We start from the raw sequence: 16,487 nt of genomic DNA on the forward strand, positions 1-16,487 counted from the left end.
GCAGCGAGTGATGTTTCTGCCAGTCGTTTGGGCCGATGGACTAATGCGACACGCGAAGCAGGTTACTAGCGTTGGGATCGCGCCAAGGAATTCGGTCGGGCTCATGGTGCAAGCACCCGGCCTGCCACGGCCTGCAGCTTTGCGACCATCGCCGGGTCGCGCTTGTCCGGGGCGGTCATCACGGCGTGGCTGAGCGCCCGGTCACAGCCGCAGGGGCAGGCGGCGCGGGGCGGGGCCGCAAGCTTGCGCACCACGTCGCGCGCGGCCCCGGCATTGGCGGTCAGGGTCGCTATGACCTGGGCCACATCGACCGCGCCATGGTCGGGGTGCCAGCAGTCGTAATCCGTGATCATGGCCAGACAGGCATAGGCGATTTCGGCCTCGCGGGCCAATTTCGCCTCGGGTTGCCCGGTCATGCCGATCACATCGGCGCCCCAGTGCCGGTAAAGCCGGCTTTCGGCCAGGGTCGAGAATTGCGGCCCCTCCATCGCCAGATAGGTCGCGCCCCGGTGCAGGCGCGGGCCCCGCACGGCCGCGGCCACCTGGTCCGACAGCCGCGGGCAAGTCGGATGGGCCACCGAGACATGGGCGACAAGGCCGGGGCCAAAGAAGCTTTTCTCCCGCGCGAAGGTGCGGTCGATATATTGATCCACCAGCGCGAAATCCCCCGGGGCGAAGTCCTCACGCAAAGAGCCCACGGCCGAGACCGCCAGGATATCGGTGACGCCCAGCGACTTCAGCGCGGCGATATTGGCGCGATAGGGCAGAGAGGAGGGCGTGTGGACATGGCCCCGCCCATGGCGCGGCAGGAAGGCCATCTCGACCCCGTTCAGCCGCCCCGTCAGGATCTGATCCGAGGGCTTGCCCCAGGGCGTGTCAAGGCTGACCCAGGTCGAGGTCTCCAGCCCCTCGATCTGGTAAAGACCCGAGCCGCCGATGATGCCGATCTTGGGTTGGACTGGGTTCATCATGGTCTCTCCTTGCGGTACTGGCCTTGCGGTACTGGCCTTGCGGTTTTGGCCTTGCGGTTTTGGGCAAGCCTAGGGGCGGGCGGGGTTGGATGTCCAGCCTTGGGCTTGGGGCGGGCCTTGGACGGATGGCGTTTGGCAGGGATTTGGAAGGGCCTGGGGTTTGGGGTTGCCTGGGGTTTGGGAGTGCCTCGGGTCTGGCCTGGGCCAGGAAGGAGGGGCGCTGCCCCTCGGCCCCTTGGGCCTTACCCCGGAGATATTTGGGCCAAATTGAAAGCGATCAAGGCTGGAGATCGACGATCAGGCGCGGGTCGGCGCCAAGGCTTTCAAGCAGGGGGAGGTCGAGGGGGACGCCGATCTCGCAGGGGCGCGCGGCATGGGCCAGGCCCTGGGGTGTCAGGATCAGGGACCGCGTCGCGGCTTCGGGGTAGAGCAGGAAATCCATGGTCTGATCGGGGGTCAGGGCTTGCTGTTGCGTGATCGTCCCGGCGCAGTCCGCCGCTCCCGTCGGGTCGGTCTTGGCCAGGACCTCCAGGTAGAGCGCGGTGAGAGGGGGCAGGGTATGGGGAGGCGCGGTGAGGGGGGGCGGGGTTTGGCCGTCTGGGGCAAGCGGGGCGGGGTCAAGCGGGACGGGGTCAAGCGGGACGGGGTCAAGCGGGACGGGGTCAAGGGGGGCGGGGGGAAACGGCGTGTCGGGGCGCAAGGCCACGGGCAGAAGCGTGAAAGGATCGACCTTTGCCCCCGTGGTCAGGTCGAAGAGGACGGCGCTCTGCTCGGTCCAGCCATGGGCGCCGCCGGGGCAAAAGGCGTCAGCATGCAGGGTCAGGCTGTAGAAGCTCGCTCCCTGATGGGTCACAACGACCCAATGGGCATACCACATCTGCAAGGGGTTGCGGCCGGGGTCGAGGCCCTGGGCCGCGATGGTCGCATCGTCCAGAAGGCCGCAGGGCAGCGCCAGCGCCTCTTGGTCAAGCGCGAGGAGGGCCGCGTTGATCTTGCAGGCGGGCTCAGCTCCCGGTTCGGTGCCGGAACAGGGCAGGCGCGGGGTGGGCTCGATCAGGACCATGGGTTCGGGGCGGTCCTCGGCCCGGGCGGGAAGGACCGCCAGGGAAGGGAGGGTAAGGGCGATGAGGGTGGAAACGATGAGGGGGGGGCGACAAACGCGCACATCATGGGCCTTTTGGGGGGAGCGGGCCAGCCGGGAGGGCCAGGGGCTCTTGGCTTGGGCAGTCTGGCCCGGGGAGGCGGGGGCCTGGGGAGGACACCGGGCCCGGGGATGAGGGGGCCCGGGGAGGAGGGGGCCCGGGGAGGAGGGGGCCCGGGGATGAGGGGGCCAGGCCTCATTTCGGGCGGTCCAGCTCCTGAAGCTCTGTGACCTGCAGGTAATCCATATAGCCCAGCCGGGCCATCACGCCCGCCTTGACCGCATCAAACCGGCCATCGGTCAGGAATTCGTCGCGGATATGGACGCCGATCACCGTGCCGATGACCAGGAAATCGGCCCCGCCCTCCAGCGTCACGACCTGTTGCAGCCGACATTCCAGCGTGGCCGGCGACAGCGCCACGCGCGGGCAGTCGATCTCGTGACATTCGGCCTTTTCCACCTGCGCATGGGTGAATTCGTCGGTGCCATGCGGCAGAGGGGCCGAGGTTTCGTTCATCTGCAGCCACAGGGCGCGGCTGACCACATTGGCCGCAAAGACCCCGGTTTCCCGGATGTTGCGCAGGCTGTCCTTGGCGCCACCGGCAAAGACCACCTGCGGCGGGCTATAGGCGACCGCGTTGAAGAAGGAATAGGGGGCGAGGTTGTCGCCCTTGCTGCCGCGGGTGGAAATCCAGCCGATCGGCCGGGGCGCCACGATGGCATTGAAGGGGGAATGGGGCAGGGTGTGACCCTCGGCGGGGCGGTAGAACATGGGTCGGGTCTTTCGGCGGAGGGGACAGGGGCGGGCGGGGGATCGGATGGGTCGGGCCGGCCGGAAACAAAGCGAATTGCTGCTGTCATAGTCCCATGTTACGGGCGTTCCCAGATGATTCCCCCGAACCGACGCGACGGCCCCATGTATCAGTTGGACGAAGAGACCGAGGCCGATTGGTGGGAGGTCGAGGCGCTGTATGACCTCTGCTTTTCGCCGGGGCGCACGGCCTTGTCGTCTTATCGGTTGCGCGACGGGGTGCCGACGGTGGCCGCCCTGTGTCTGGTGATGCGGCAGGACGGCAATCTGGTGGCCGCGATCCGCTATTGGCCGGTCGAGGTCGGGGGAGAGGATGTGCTTCTGTTGGGCCCTGTGGCGGTCCATCCGACCCATCAGGGCGAGGGCCTGGGCGGGCTGTTGATCAACGAAAGCCTGGGCGAAGCGCGGCGCCAAGGCTGGGAGCGCGTGCTTCTGGTCGGTGATGCGCCCTATTACAAACGCTTTGGGTTTTGGAAGCTGGAGGGGGTCGAGATGCCTCCGCCGACCAACCCCGACCGCGTTTTGGGGCTGGAGTTGAAGTCCGGGGCCTGGAAGGGCGTGACGGGCAAAGTGACCAAGGCGGCGGGGGCGTGACGGGGGCGGCTTGGGGGGCGTGAACCTGGACGGCCTGAAATTGGGCGGCCTGAGGGTGGGGCCTGACGGCGGCGATTTTCCCTGACCTTGCCCTGCAGCGTCCGGTTGCCCCGATTGCACCCCCTGACCCAAAGGCGCGGCGTGCCGCCGCAAGATGATCTCTCGCCTCTGTCCTGCGGCCAACCGGCTTGGGCTTTGCATTTGCCCGCGGCCTTCCCATATTCCACCCATGGCCCATTCCGACACCCCGCCCCCTGACCACCCGCAGCTGCCGGCGCTGCGCAGCGACCTGGATTTGCGCCTGGCCGCCCTGGCCCATGAGCAGGGCCGTTTGCGCGGGTCCTGGACGGCGCGGCTGCAAGGTATGGTCTCGGGCGATGGCGGCTGGAGCCGCTTGCCCCCCGCTGTCCGCCGCGAGGTCGAAACCCGCATCGTCGCCGCCCTGGAGCGCGGCTTTGCCACCCGGGTCCGTGCGCCACGGGGCGCGGTCATGGTCTCGGGCGCGCTGGGGGGCGCCTTTGGCATCACCGGTGCGCTGGCGGAACTTCCGGTCAGCCTGGTGCTGTTCTTGCAGGCCATCCGCGAGGAGGCCGAGGCGGCAGGCCTTGACCCCGACCGCGAAGGCGTGCGCATGGCGGCGGTCGATATCCTGTTGCGCGGCAAGGTCATGGGGGCCGAAGAGGCGCTGGAGGCGTCTTTCCTGAACGCCCGGCTGGGGCTTGCAGGGCCCATGGTCTCGGGCTGGGCTGCGCGCCTTGTGCCGCGCCTGGCGCCGGTGCTGGGGCAGCGCCTGGCCGCGGGGGCGGTGCCCGTCGTGGGCGCCCTTGGCGGCGCCTTGGCCAACCGCGCCTGGGCGGCGCATTACCGCGGCCTGGCCCGGGTGCGCTTTGGCCTGATGGCTTTGGCCGAGGTCCATGGGGTCGGCGCGGTCGTCGAGGGCTGGAAACGCGCGGAGCGGTTGCCGGCGTTGTGACCGCGATTTGGGGCCGAAGTTGGGGGGACCAGTCCCCCCAAGCCCCCCAGTTCAGGGGCCTTCACGGCCCCTGAGAACCCCGTGGGATATTTCGGAAAAGATGAAATGGGGGCGGCCTTGGTGCGGGGCGGCATATCGGCGCCTTGCCGAGGGTGAAAACGCACCCACCGCGCGAAAGGGGCTTTGCGGAATCACCGCGTCGTGTTACTTAGCGTAATGGCTAAGTATGACCCCGATCTGAACCTTGTGTTTCAGGCCCTGTCGGACCCGACGCGGCGCGCCATGCTGGCGGCCCTGGGTCAGGGCGCGGTGCCGGTCAGTGATCTTGCGCGGCCCACGGGGCTGGCTTTGCCCACGGTCATGCGCCACCTGGGCGTGCTGGAAGAGGCGGGGTTGATTGCCACCCGGAAACAGGGCCGGGTCCGCATCTGCCACATGCGCCCCGAAACCCTGGGCGCGGCGGTGGATTGGCTGGGCCAGCAGCGGGCGATCTGGGAGGCGCGGGCCGACCGGCTGGAGGATTATGTGATGCGCTTGATGGAGCAAGGGGGCGGCGATGACGCGTGAACTGGTGGTGGAGCGGGTCTTTGACGCGCCTCTGGATGTGGTCTGGCGCTGCCTGACCGAGGCGCAGCATCTGGCGCGCTGGTGGGTTCCCGCGCCGGTGCGGATCGAGGCCATGGTGATCGAGGCGCGCCCCGGCGGCAGGTTCGGCTATGTCATGGTCATGGAGGATGGCGCCCAAGTCCCGATGGAGATGATGATCCTGCAGGCCGCGGACCACCGCCTGCTGTTCACCGACCTGATGACCGCGGGCTTTCAGCCGGTCGAGGCGCCCTTTTTCGGCTTTGTCGGCGAACTGGCGGTGACGGCAGTTCCGGGCGGGCTGGGGGGCACGACCTACCGGGCCACGGCGCGCCATGCCCGGGCTGCGGATGCGGCCCGCCATGCCGAGATGGGATTTCACGACGGCTGGGGCGCGGTGGCCGATCAGCTGGGGATTTATGCGAAAGGACTGCTGTGATGGAACTGGACCCTGCGACCGACCTGGAACTGGTGCGCGATCTGCGCGCACCCAAGGCGCTGCTTTGGGCCTGCTGGACCGACCCGCGGCATCTGCCGCATTGGTTTGTGCCAAGGCCTCACAAGGTCGCCTCTTGCGAGTTGGACCTTCGGGTCGGCGGCGCCTGCAACACGACCTTTGACATCGAAGGCACCCTGATGGAGAACAAGGGCGTCTATCTGGAGGTGATCCCGGGCGAAAAGCTTGTCTTTACAGATACTTATCAGGCCGGGTGGAAGCCTGCGCCCGAGCCCTTCATGACCGCCATCGTCTCGTTCGAGGATCTGGGCGGCGGCATGTCGCGCTATCGGGCCGTGGCGCGCCACCGCAACCCCGAGGCGGCCGAGAGCCACCGCCAGATGGGGTTCTTTGACGGTTGGGGCACGGTGGCGGGCCAGCTGGAGGGCTTTGCCCAAGAGCTGGAGACGCGGACCATGGTGATCACTCGCCATATCGCGGCGCCGGTGGAAAAGGTGATGCGGTGCTGGACCGATCCGGCGATCCTGCCGCGGTGGTTCGGGCCTGCGGGTTATGCGTGCCAGACGAAATCCATCGACCTGCGCGAGGGCGGCGAGTGGACCTTTGACATGGTGGGTCACGGCGAGGTCTGGCCCAACCGCCACCGCTATAGCGTGCTGCGGGACGGGCGGATTTCCTTTCTGATGGATGGCGGGGCAGAGCCTTCGATGGAGGTGACGGTGACACTGGCGCCCGAGGGCGCAGGCACGCGGATCACCCATATGGTGATGTTCCCCGATGCCGCCATGAAGGTTGGCGCCATGGCTTATGGCGCCTCGGAGAAGGGGATGGAGACCTTGGGGAAGCTGGCTGCCGTCGCAGAGGGCTAAGGCGGCGCAGCCCGCCTGATGGGGGTGGGCCGGTGAAACTGGGGGCAGCGACCTCGGGCACGCGGGACTGTCCGTCAGGGATGGCCTCTGTGTCCGCCGCGTAGCCCGGGGTATACCCCGGGACTGTGGAACGTCTTGCGACCGGGGCAAGGGACGGGATCAAGCGGCGTGGCCAAGACCCGGGATACCGGGCGGCCCTCGCCTTGGTTGCGGGCTCTGGCCAAGGGCGGGATTGGGGGCTAGTTTTGGCGCAAAGGAGTGCCGCCCATGACAGATGCCGCCGCCACAGCCGCGCCGATCCCGGTTTACCTTAGGGATTACGAGCCCTTTCCCTTTGTGGTGCGCGGGGTCGAGCTGACCTTCCGTCTGGCGCCCAAGGCCACGCGGGTGATCTCGCGGCTGACCCTGGCGCCGGATCGGGTGGTGCAAGGCGGCGGGGTCGATCTGCGGCTGGATGGCGAGGGGCTGCGGCTGATCTCGCTTCGGATCAACGGCAACGCGCTGGCGTTGACGCCCGATCCGACGGGGTTGACCATCCCCGCCACCCTGATCCCGCCGGGGGAATTCGTGCTGGAGACCGAGGTGGAAATCGCGCCGGAGGAGAACCTCTCCTGCGAGGGGCTTTATATGTCGGGCGGCATGTATTGCACGCAATGCGAGGCGCAGGGCTTTCGCCACATCACCTTTTACCCCGACCGGCCCGATGTCATGGCGCCGTTCCGCGTGCGGATCGAAAGCGACATGCCGGTGTTGCTGTCGAACGGCAATCCGGGGGCGCAGGGCCTTGGCTGGGCGGAATGGAATGATCCCTGGCCAAAGCCGGCCTATCTGTTCGCCCTGGTCGCGGGCGACCTGCAGGCGCACAGGAGCGCCTTTACCACGGCCTCGGGGCGCGCGGTCGATCTGGCCGTCTGGGTGCGTCCGGGCGACGAGGGGCGCTGTGCCTATGCCATGGACAGCCTGATCCGGTCGATGCGCTGGGACGAAGAGGTCTATGGCCGCGAATACGACCTGGATGTCTTTAACATCGTGGCGGTGGACGATTTCAACATGGGGGCGATGGAAAACAAGGGGTTGAACATCTTCAACTCCAAGCTGGTGCTGGCCAGCCCGGAAACCGCCACCGACGACGACTATGGGCGGATCGAGGCGGTCATTGCGCATGAGTATTTCCACAACTGGACCGGCAACCGGATCACCTGCCGCGACTGGTTCCAGCTGTGCCTCAAAGAGGGGCTGACGGTCTTTCGCGACCACCAGTTCACCGGCGACATGCGGTCGCACGCCGTCAAGCGGATCGAGGATGTCATGGCCTTGCGCGCCCGTCAGTTCCGCGAGGATCAGGGACCCTTGGCCCATCCGGTCCGGCCCGAAAGCTTTATCGAGATCAACAACTTCTACACCTCGACCGTCTATGAAAAGGGCGCCGAGGTCATCGGGATGCTGAAGCTTTTGGTGGGGGATGCGGGTTACGCCAAGGCGCTGGACCTGTATTTCACCCGCCATGACGGGGACGCGGCGACGATCGAGGATTGGTTGCAGGTGTTTCAGGATGCCACGGGCCGCGATCTGACCCAGTTCAAACTGTGGTATTCGCAGGCCGGCACGCCGCGGGTGACGGTGGCCGAGGACTGGGCCGATGGCGTCTTTACCCTGACGCTGTCGCAGGAAAACCCGCCGACGCCCGGTCAGCCCGACAAGGCGCCCAAGGTCATTCCGGTCGCGGTCGGGCTGTTGAACCCCAACGGCGACGAGGTGCGGCCCACGCAGGTGCTGGAACTGACCACGGCGCGGCAAAGCTTCCGCTTTGAGGGGCTGGCCGCGCGGCCCGTGGCCTCGGTTCTGCGCGGGTTCTCGGCGCCTGTCGTGCTGGAGCGTGCGGTGGCGGCCGAAGAGCGCGCCTTTTTGCTGGCCCATGACACCGACGCCTTCAACCGCTGGGAGGCGGGGCGGATGCTGGCCCGCGAGGTCCTGGAGGGAAGGGCCGAGGCCGGGCTTTGGGTGCAAGGCATGGTGCGGCTGATGCAGGGCGACCATGATCCGGCCTTCAAGGCGCTGGCCTTGCGGCTGCCGAGCGATGACGAGATGGCCGCGACCCTGGCCGGGCGGGGCCTGGTGCCTGACCCGGATGTGATCCGCACCCGGCGGCGGGCGCTGCATCTGGCCTTGGCCGAGGCGTTGCGCGCCGATCTGCCCGGGCTGGCGGCGCCTTTGAGGGGGCAATTTGCGCCCTCGGCGGCGCAGGCGGGCTTGCGGGCGCTGCGGCTGGCGGCTTTGGGCCTTTTGGGCCGGTTCGACCTGGGGGCGGTGCAGGCGGCTCATCTGTCGGCCGATAACATGACCGAAGAGATCGGCACCCTGGCCATCCTGCTGGAAAACGGCGCGGGGGCGGAGGAGGTCGCGGCATTTGAGGCGAAATGGCAGGGCGACCGGCTGGTGATGGACAAGTGGTTCGCGCTGCAGGCGGGGCTTGCCGCGCCCGATCAAACCGCGGCGGTGGTCGAAAGCCTGACCGCGCATCCTTTGTTCGACTGGAAGAACCCCAACCGCTTTCGCGCGGTGCTGGGCGCGCTTTCGGGCAATCACGCGGGGTTCCACCATGCCTCGGGCGCGGGCTATCGGCTTTTGGCCGATTGGCTCTTGCGGCTGGACCCGATGAACCCACAGACCGCGGCGCGGATGTCGACGGCGTTTGAAACCTGGGGGCGCTATGACACCGGGCGCCGCGCGCTGGCCCGGGCGCAATTGGAGCGGATCGCTGCGACAGCGGGGCTGTCGCGCGATCTTGGGGAAATGGTGGGGCGGATGATGGGGTGAGGTTTGGTCAAACGGCTGCGGGCTGACGCCCTTGCGCCCGACCGGAGTAAGGCCCCCCGCCTAAAGGGCCCGCGGGCCCCTTTGGAAACCCCGCCTTCTTGGAACTTACAGAAAGAAACTCATGGCTCGCGTGATCTTGTTCAACAAACCCTATGACGTCTTGACGCAGTTCACCGATGAGGTGGGGCGGCAGACGCTGGCGGATTTCATCCCTGTGCCTTCGGTCTATCCGGCGGGGCGGCTGGATCGGGACAGCGAGGGGCTGGTTGTCCTGACCGATGATGGCGTGCTTCAGGGGCGGATTTCCTCGCCCGGGGCGAAGTTCGCCAAGACCTATTTCGTCCAGGTCGAGGGCGAGGTGACAGACGCGGCCCTGGCCCAACTGCGCGAGGGGCTGCTTTTGAAGGACGGGCTGACGCTGCCCGCCCAGGCCCGCGCGGTCGAGGAACCGAAGTGGCTTTGGCCGCGTGAACCGCCGATCCGGGTGCGCCAGACCGTGCCGGATGGCTGGCTGGAGCTGACCATCCGCGAGGGCAAGAACCGCCAGGTGCGTCGCATGGTGGCGGCGGTGGGCCTGCCTTGCCTGCGGCTGATCCGCTGGTCGGTGGGCGATTGGACATTGCAGGGCCTGGCCCCCGGAAAATGGCGCGACGTGGCCGCCCCCGAAATCGCCCCCCTGGGTGGCAAAGCCTCACGCAAAGGATAAGGATCGTGACGCAAGCCGCTGACATCATTGTAAAGCTTGGCCTGCAGCCCCATCCCGAGGGCGGCTGGTATCGCCAGACCTGGCTGGGTCCTGACCGTGAGGGTCGCGCCTCGGGCACGGCGATCCTGTTCCTTTTGGCGCGGGGCGAGCGCAGCCATTGGCACCGGGTCGATGCCGACGAGATCTGGATCTGGAACGCTGGCGCGCCCCTGACGCTGCGGCTGGGAGAGCACGCCGCCCGCGCCGTGACGCTGGGTCCGGATGTGCTGGGCGGCCAGGAGGTTCAGGCTCTGGTCCCCGCAGGGCATTGGCAGGCGGCCGAGAGCCAGGGGGACTGGACGCTGGTGTCCTGCACCGTCTCGCCCGGGTTCCGCTTCGAGGGCTTTGAACTGGCCGCCCCCGATTTCACGCTTCCAGAAGTCGCGCCGGGCTGAAGGGCTCCAGCAAGGGCGCCGTCCCGCCGGTGATCAGCGCGGTCAGGCCCTCGGCCACCACGGGGGCCAGGGTCGCGCCGGAATGCATGACGGCCAGCCAAAGGCCCGGCGCCAGCGCCCCCACCGCAGGCAGGCCATCGCCCGGCACGGGGCGGAAGGCCAGGGTCACGCTTTCGGCCTGAACCGGATGGGACAAGAGCGCCGAAAGCGCCGCCTCGGCCTCGGCGATACGGCCCGGGATATCGGCGACCGTCTCGGCGGTGTCGGATTGGTGCTGCGCGGCCAAGGGCGCCAAAAGCCGACCCGTCCGGTCCTGGCGCAGGTCTTGGCCGGGCAGGGCCAGGATATGGCGCAACACCCGCGGCAGGGGGCGCGAGATCAGCATCAGCCCCGGCCGCCGCAGCATCGGCAGCCCCACAAGCGGCGCCGCGCCGCAGCCATTGGCCAGGATCACGTGATCTGCGGTGAAATCTCCGACCGCGGTGGAGACGTGGCCCGGGGCGACGGCCTCGGCCTTGACCCCGCACAGCACCCGCGCCCCCGAGGCCCGCAGCGCCGCAAGCGTCAGGGCCGCCACATCGACCGCGCCTTCCTGGGGCACCAAAAGCGCGGGCAGGTCGGGGGCCAGGGGCTCGCGCTGGCGGACCTGGGCGGCGGTCAGGGGGATGGCGTCATAACCCTCGGGCAGGGCGGCGGGGTCGTCGAACCACAGGCAGCCGGGCCAGTCCCAAAGATGCGTCCCAAGCCGCCGGGAAAGCCGGTGATGCGCCGCGATCCCCTCGGCCCGCAGGGCGAAATGGGCTTGCGTCAGGGAATAACTGGCATTGATCCAGCCAAAGGAGGCGCCAGAGGCCCCCGAGGCTGGGGCGGCCTGGTCGATCACGGTGACGCAGACCCCGGCCCGCGACAGGGCAAGGGCGAGGCAAGCTCCGGTCACGCCGGCGCCAAGGATAAGGGCGGTTGTCATCGGCGCAGGAAATCCGGGCGCGGCGGGAAAGGCAAGGGGGGTGGGAAGGCCACAGGGTGCCGAAGGCGGGCGTGGGGGGGCGGCGCGGGCTTGGCATGTCGCAAAGGGGCAAGACGCGGGCGCGCCGGGGTGGTTTTCTGGCGGACATGAGCCAAACCCCTGATCACCGCCTTGTCGTCTCCCGGCTTGACCCGGCCTTGCGCGCCGATCTGTCCCGGGTCAGCAACGGCCCGGGCCTGCGCCATCTGGCGCTGTATCTGGCGGCGATGGCCGTGGCGGCGGGCCTGGCCGCGGTGTCGCCCCTGGGGCTGGTGCCGCTGGGCCTGTTGCTGACCTTCCTTTTCACGCTGGAGCATGAATGTACCCATCGCACGCCCTTCAGGGGGGCGCTGAATGACGGGGTGGGGCGGGTCTGCGGCCTGGTGCTGGTCCTGCCCTTCGAGTGGTTCCGCTGGTTTCACATGGCCCATCACCGCCACACCAATCAGCCGGGCGATCCCGAGCTTGCCAGCCCCAAGCCCCGAACGCGGGGCCAATGGGCGCTGCATGTCTCGGGCCTGCCCTACTGGTGGGCCGCCATCCGGCTGCTGGGACGGCTCGCCTTGGGGGGCGGGGATGCCTTCCTGCCCGCCTCCGCCCGCCCGCGTGCCGTGACCGAGGCGCGCGGCATGCTGGCGATCTATGCCCTGGGCTTCGCCCTGGCGCCGGGGCTGGTCCTGTGGTTCTGGGTCCTGCCCATGGTCCTGACCCAACCCTTCCTGCGGCTGTATCTGCTGGCCGAACATGGCGACTGCCCCCAGGTGGCCGATATGCTGGAGAACACCCGGACCACGCTGACAAACCGCCTGGTGCGCTTTCTGGCCTGGAACATGCCCTATCACATCGAACATCACAGCCTGCCGCAGGTCCCGTTTCACCAGTTGCCCCGGCTGCATCAGGCCATGCGGGCCGATCTGAAGACCACCGCCGCGGGCTATGTGGCCTTTGCCCGCGACCAGTTGCGCAGGCTGTAACCCCGCCGGATCACAAAACGGAATTTGCAGCAGAAGGCCGCGCAGGATAGACCGCGCCTCATGAGCCAAGACCTGTCAGCCCCCGCGATCCCAAGCCCTGCCAAACCCTCACAGGACACGCGGGCGGGGTTCTTCTTTGCCCTGGGCGCCTATCTGCTTTGGGGTTTCCTGCCGCTGTATATGAAGGCCCTGGCCCATGTCCCCCCGCCCGAGGTCATCGCCCACCGCGTGCTGTGGTCCTTGCCCATCGCGCTGGCCGTCGTGGTCTGGTCGGGGCGGTGGTCCGCGCTGGTGGCCGTGCTGCGCAGCCCCAAGCTGGTGCTGGCGTTGGCCTGTTCGGCGCTGATCTCGGTCAACTGGGGGCTGTATGTCTGGGCCATCGGGTCGGGTCACGCGCTGGAGGCGGCGCTTGGCTATTACATCAACCCGCTGTTCTCGATCTTTCTGGGCGCGGTCCTGTTGCGCGAAAAGCTGAACCGGGCGCAGCTGGCGGCGATAGCCCTGGCAGCGGGCGCCGTGGCCGTGCTGACCTATGAGGCCGGGCGCCTGCCGCTGGTGGCGCTTGGCCTGACGCTGACCTGGGGGCTTTATGCCTATCTGAAGCGGCGGATGCCGATCGGCGCAAACGAGGGCTTCGCGCTGGAGGTGCTAATCTTGGCGCCCTTTGCGCTGGCCTATGCGGTCTGGCTGCAGGCCACGGGGCAGGCGGTGTTCTGGACCGACAGTCCCACGACCTGGCTTTTGCTGGCCGCGGGCGTCGTGACGGCGGTGCCGTTGATGCTGTATGCCAATGGCGCCAAGGGGCTAAGCCTGTCGACCATCGGCATCATGCAATATATCTCGCCGACGATGATCCTGGTGACTGCGACGCTGGTGTTTCACGAGCACCTGGCCCCGGCGCAACTGGTGGCCTTTCCGATGATCTGGGCCGCATTGGCGGTTTACTCTGCTGGGCTGTGGCGGCGGTAACTGCTGCGTGCGGGCGCTTGGGGCAGGGCGGGCATGTCCAGCCCCGCAAAGGGATCGGCCCAATGGGGCAGCGCGCCCATGCGCCCGGCCCAGGCCTGCAGCGCGGGGTAATCGGTCAAGGGCAGCTCGGTGACATCGTCATAGGGCAAGAAGGTCGCCATGCGGAAATCGGCATAACTCAGCGCGCCCAAAAGGAACTCCCGGCCTCTTAGATGGGCGTCCAACTGGGCGGCGGCGCGGTGGAAATCGGCCAAGCCGCGCTCGACCCCCGCCCAATCGACCGGGCCGATGCCATAGCGCTGCTTGGTCCCCAGCTCCCAATGGATCAGTTCCGTCGCGGCCACGAAAGTCGCCTTGCCCCAAGAGATCCAGCGGATCACCTCGGGCAGGCGCCGATCCAGCGGCCAAAGATCGCCCCCCATCGCCAGCCTGCAACAGATCGCATCGGCCTCCCACAGCGGCGGATGGCCCGGCTCCTCCAGGATCGGGATCAGCTGCGAGGGGTTCAGCGCGCGGTAGGTCGCGGCCTGATGGGGCGCAAAGGGTTCGGCGTATTGGACGGCGACCGGGGCGCCCAAAAAGCGTGCGACCGTCAGGGCCAGCCGCGGATTGGGATTGCGCGAGACATGCAGAATCATGCGGGGCTCCAATAGATTTGATATCAAATTAACGGCCCCGCGCCCAAGCGCAAGAAAAAACGCGCCGGTTTCCCGACGCGCTTGTTTTCATACTGACCCAAATACTCCGGGGGTTTGGGGGCAGCGCCCCCAAGCCGCTTACAACCCAAGCTTCTGGTTGACCATCTGGCCCACCACCGCCGGGTTCGCCTTGCCGCCGGTGGCCTTCAGGACCTGACCAGTGAACCAGCCCGCCAGCCGCGCATTGGCCCGCGCCTTTTCCACCTGATCCGGATTGGCCGCCATCAGCGCATCCAAGGCCGCCTCGATGGCGCCAAGGTCCGTGACCTGCTTCATGCCGTGCTTGGCCGCCTGTTCCGCCGGATCGCCGCCCTCGGTCCAGAGGATCTCGAACAGGTCCTTGGCCATCTTGCCGCTGATCTCGCCCTTGGCGATCAGGTCGATGACCCCGCCCAACTGGGCCGAGCTCATCGGGGTTTCGGCGATGGACAGGCCTTCCTTGTTCAGGCGCCCAAACAGCTCGTTGATCACCCAATTGGCGGCCATCTTGCCGTCGCGGCCCTGGGCCACGTCCTCAAAGAAGGCGGCATTGGCGACTTCGGCGGTCAGCACATTGGCGTCATAATCGGTCAGGCCGAAATCGCCCATGAACCGCGCCTTTTTCGCATCCGGCAGTTCGGGCATACGGGCCGCGATATCATCGACCCAAGCCTGGTCGATCTCCAAAGGCAAAAGGTCGGGGCAGGGGAAATAGCGGTAGTCATGTGCCTCTTCCTTGCTGCGCATCGACCGGGTCTCGTTCTTGTCGGGGTCGTAAAGCCGTGTCTCTTGCAGCACCGCGCCACCATCCTCGACGATGGCGATCTGACGGCGCGCCTCATAGTCGATGGCCGCCTGGATGAAGCGCAGCGAGTTCATGTTCTTGATCTCGCAGCGCGTGCCCAGATGGGAGAAATCCTGCGTCGCCTGGTATTTCTCATACTGGCCCGGACGGCAGATGGACACGTTCACGTCGGCCCGCAGGTTGCCGTTCTGCATGTTGCCATCGCAGGTGCCCAGATAGCGCAGGATCTGGCGGATCTTGGCCACATAGGCGGCGGCTTCCTCTGGCCCGCGGATGTCGGGACGGCTGACGATCTCCATCAGCGCCACGCCGGTGCGGTTGAAATCGACGAAGGACATGGCGGGGTCCATGTCATGAATGGATTTGCCGGCGTCCTGTTCCAGGTGGATGCGTTCAATCCGCACCAGGCGCGCGACACCGGGGGCGAGTTCCACCAGAACCTCGCCCTCGCCCACGATGGGGTGATACAGCTGGCTGATCTGATAGCCCTGCGGCAGGTCGGGGTAGAAGTAATTCTTGCGGTCAAAGGCAGACCGCAGGTTGATCGCGGCCTTGAGCCCCAGCCCCGAACGGACCGCCTGTTCGATGCAGAACTCGTTGATGACCGGCAGCATGCCCGGCATGGCGGCATCGACGAAGGCCACGTTGGAATTCGGCTCGGCGCCCACCTGGGTCGAGGCGCCAGAAAACAGCTTGGACTGGCTTGCGACCTGGGCATGGATCTCCATCCCGATCACCAGTTCCCAGTCGTGTTTCGCCCCGGCGATCACCTTGGGCTTGGGCGCTTCATAGGTCAGATCCAGCATCATCGGCCTCCGTTTGCAGGTCTTTTAGGGTCCCGGCCCCCCTGCCGCAAGAGGCGGCTTGCGCTTTGCGCCATCAGGTCTTGCGCGGATTTTCGCCCATTGTTTGAAAGCGGCGTGCGATTGACTCGGAATTAACCCGGAATGTCGTCAAAAGCACCGGGTCGCACGCAATGCGACGGCAGCTTACTGGTCCGATGTTCAAACTTGCTCTCTCCGCCCTCGCCCTTTCCCTCGCGCTGGTCCCCATGGCCGAGGCGCGTCAAAAGAAAGAGGTCCTGCCCGCGATGCGGTGGGATCAGGCACAGGAGGCAGCCGACTGGACACGCCATGCGCTTGCCGCGGTGGCCGCGCATGACGACCAGTTGGCGGATGTGATCCCGGCCGATATCGAGGCCTATTGCCCCGGCTATCAGGATGCCTCGGTTGATGAGCGTCGGGCCTTCTGGGTGGCGGTGCTGTCGACGACGGCGAAATATGAAAGCAGTTTCAACGAGGCGGCCGTGGGCGGCAAGGGGCGGTATATCGGCCTGATGCAGATCATGCCGGCGACGGCCAAACATTCGGGCTGCGAGGCGACCTCGGTGGCCGAGCTGAAGGATGGCGCGGCCAATCTGTCCTGCGCGATCCGGATCGCCGCACCCAAGGTGGCGGCGGACGGGATGCTGGCGGGCAAGGGCAACCGCGGCATTGCGCGGGATTGGGGCCCCTGGGCCTCGTCCAAAAAGCGCGCCGCCATGGCGGAATGGACCCGCGCCCAAAGCTATTGCCGGGCCTGATCGGCAGGTTAAGGGCTGTGTCAGCTTGTTCAAAGGCGGCTCCGGTCCGGGGCCGCTTTTTGTTTGTGGTCGCTGTCTTTTCGTTTGAACCGGTGCAAGACGCGCCCAAAAGGAAA

At 67.2% G+C, this 16,487-nt stretch carries 17 protein-coding genes; 11 read left to right on the forward strand and 6 right to left on the reverse strand.

All coding sequences use genetic code 11. From position 1 onward, the window contains the following. Positions 1–101: 101 nt before the first annotated feature. The 3 genes from NX862_RS15435 to NX862_RS15445 all read right to left on the reverse strand — a co-directional run bounded on the left by NX862_RS15435 (position 102) and on the right by NX862_RS15445 (position 2,884). Positions 102–968 carry an S-methyl-5'-thioadenosine phosphorylase gene (locus tag NX862_RS15435; protein WP_264494830.1) on the reverse strand — a complete coding sequence of 289 codons (867 nt, stop codon included), beginning with the start codon at positions 966–968 and terminating at the stop codon, positions 102–104. 280 nt (positions 969–1,248) lie between these two features. Beyond that, positions 1,249–2,034: a hypothetical protein gene (locus NX862_RS15440; protein ID WP_264494831.1), complete on the reverse strand. Its 786-nt coding sequence runs from the start codon at positions 2,032–2,034 to the stop codon at positions 1,249–1,251. Positions 2,035–2,308: 274 nt separating this feature from the next. Then, positions 2,309–2,884, reverse strand: coding sequence for a flavin reductase family protein (locus NX862_RS15445; RefSeq protein ID WP_264494832.1), 576 nt, complete (start codon positions 2,882–2,884; stop codon positions 2,309–2,311). A gap of 144 nt (positions 2,885–3,028) precedes the next feature. On the opposite strand from NX862_RS15445, the gene NX862_RS15450 reads away from it, so the two are divergent. The 8 genes from NX862_RS15450 (at position 3,029) to NX862_RS15490 (ending at position 10,358) form a co-directional block, all read left to right on the forward strand. Beyond that, positions 3,029–3,517 carry a GNAT family N-acetyltransferase gene (locus NX862_RS15450; RefSeq protein ID WP_264494833.1) on the forward strand — a complete coding sequence of 163 codons (489 nt, stop codon included), beginning with the start codon at positions 3,029–3,031 and terminating at the stop codon, positions 3,515–3,517. Between the two features lie 229 nt (positions 3,518–3,746). Next, positions 3,747–4,490, forward strand: coding sequence for an EcsC family protein (locus NX862_RS15455; protein ID WP_264494834.1), 744 nt, complete (start codon positions 3,747–3,749; stop codon positions 4,488–4,490). 216 nt (positions 4,491–4,706) lie between these two features. Further along, complete coding sequence (locus NX862_RS15460) at positions 4,707–5,057, forward strand: ArsR/SmtB family transcription factor (protein WP_264494835.1); 351 nt, start codon at positions 4,707–4,709, stop codon at positions 5,055–5,057. Then, on the forward strand, positions 5,047–5,514 hold the full coding sequence (locus NX862_RS15465; RefSeq protein WP_264494836.1) for an SRPBCC domain-containing protein: 468 nt from the start codon (positions 5,047–5,049) through the stop codon (positions 5,512–5,514). Before NX862_RS15460 ends, NX862_RS15465 begins: the two co-directional genes overlap by 11 nt. After that, positions 5,514–6,401 carry an SRPBCC domain-containing protein gene (locus NX862_RS19395; RefSeq protein WP_319800889.1) on the forward strand — a complete coding sequence of 296 codons (888 nt, stop codon included), beginning with the start codon at positions 5,514–5,516 and terminating at the stop codon, positions 6,399–6,401. Before NX862_RS15465 ends, NX862_RS19395 begins: the two co-directional genes overlap by 1 nt. Before the next feature lie 267 nt (positions 6,402–6,668). Next, entirely contained in the window at positions 6,669–9,218 is a 2,550-nt protein-coding gene (gene pepN / locus NX862_RS15480; protein ID WP_264494837.1) for an aminopeptidase N, read from the forward strand. Positions 9,219–9,339: 121 nt separating this feature from the next. Further along, entirely contained in the window at positions 9,340–9,924 is a 585-nt protein-coding gene (locus tag NX862_RS15485; protein WP_264494838.1) for a pseudouridine synthase, read from the forward strand. Positions 9,925–9,929: 5 nt separating this feature from the next. Next, positions 9,930–10,358 carry a cupin domain-containing protein gene (locus NX862_RS15490; RefSeq protein ID WP_264494839.1) on the forward strand — a complete coding sequence of 143 codons (429 nt, stop codon included), beginning with the start codon at positions 9,930–9,932 and terminating at the stop codon, positions 10,356–10,358. On the opposite strand, the gene NX862_RS15495 is transcribed toward NX862_RS15490, so the two are convergent. Next, on the reverse strand, positions 10,330–11,325 hold the full coding sequence (locus tag NX862_RS15495) for an NAD(P)/FAD-dependent oxidoreductase (RefSeq protein ID WP_264494840.1): 996 nt from the start codon (positions 11,323–11,325) through the stop codon (positions 10,330–10,332). The two genes, NX862_RS15490 and NX862_RS15495, sit on opposite strands and share 29 nt — an antisense overlap. Before the next feature lie 146 nt (positions 11,326–11,471). Here NX862_RS15495 and NX862_RS15500 point away from each other — a divergent pair, with 146 nt between their 5' ends. Both NX862_RS15500 and rarD read left to right on the forward strand, forming a co-directional pair. Then, complete coding sequence (locus NX862_RS15500) at positions 11,472–12,338, forward strand: fatty acid desaturase (RefSeq protein ID WP_264494841.1); 867 nt, start codon at positions 11,472–11,474, stop codon at positions 12,336–12,338. 60 nt (positions 12,339–12,398) lie between these two features. Beyond that, positions 12,399–13,307: an EamA family transporter RarD gene (gene rarD, locus NX862_RS15505; RefSeq protein WP_264494842.1), complete on the forward strand. Its 909-nt coding sequence runs from the start codon at positions 12,399–12,401 to the stop codon at positions 13,305–13,307. On the opposite strand, the gene NX862_RS15510 is transcribed toward rarD, so the two are convergent. Together NX862_RS15510 and gatB are read right to left on the reverse strand one after the other, a co-directional pair. Beyond that, positions 13,280–13,945 carry a glutathione S-transferase family protein gene (locus NX862_RS15510; RefSeq protein ID WP_264494843.1) on the reverse strand — a complete coding sequence of 222 codons (666 nt, stop codon included), beginning with the start codon at positions 13,943–13,945 and terminating at the stop codon, positions 13,280–13,282. The genes rarD and NX862_RS15510 overlap by 28 nt on opposite strands. Positions 13,946–14,083: 138 nt before the next feature. Beyond that, positions 14,084–15,595, reverse strand: a complete 1,512-nt coding sequence (gatB, locus tag NX862_RS15515) for an Asp-tRNA(Asn)/Glu-tRNA(Gln) amidotransferase subunit GatB (RefSeq protein ID WP_264494844.1) — start codon at positions 15,593–15,595, stop codon at positions 14,084–14,086. A gap of 194 nt (positions 15,596–15,789) precedes the next feature. Between gatB and NX862_RS15520 the strand changes: the two genes are divergently transcribed. Then, entirely contained in the window at positions 15,790–16,371 is a 582-nt protein-coding gene (locus NX862_RS15520) for a transglycosylase SLT domain-containing protein (protein ID WP_264494845.1), read from the forward strand. The last annotated feature ends 116 nt before the right edge of the window (positions 16,372–16,487 follow it).

It is taken from the genome of Stagnihabitans lacustris (genome assembly GCF_025950525.1).
Lineage (GTDB): Bacteria > Pseudomonadota > Alphaproteobacteria > Rhodobacterales > Rhodobacteraceae > Stagnihabitans.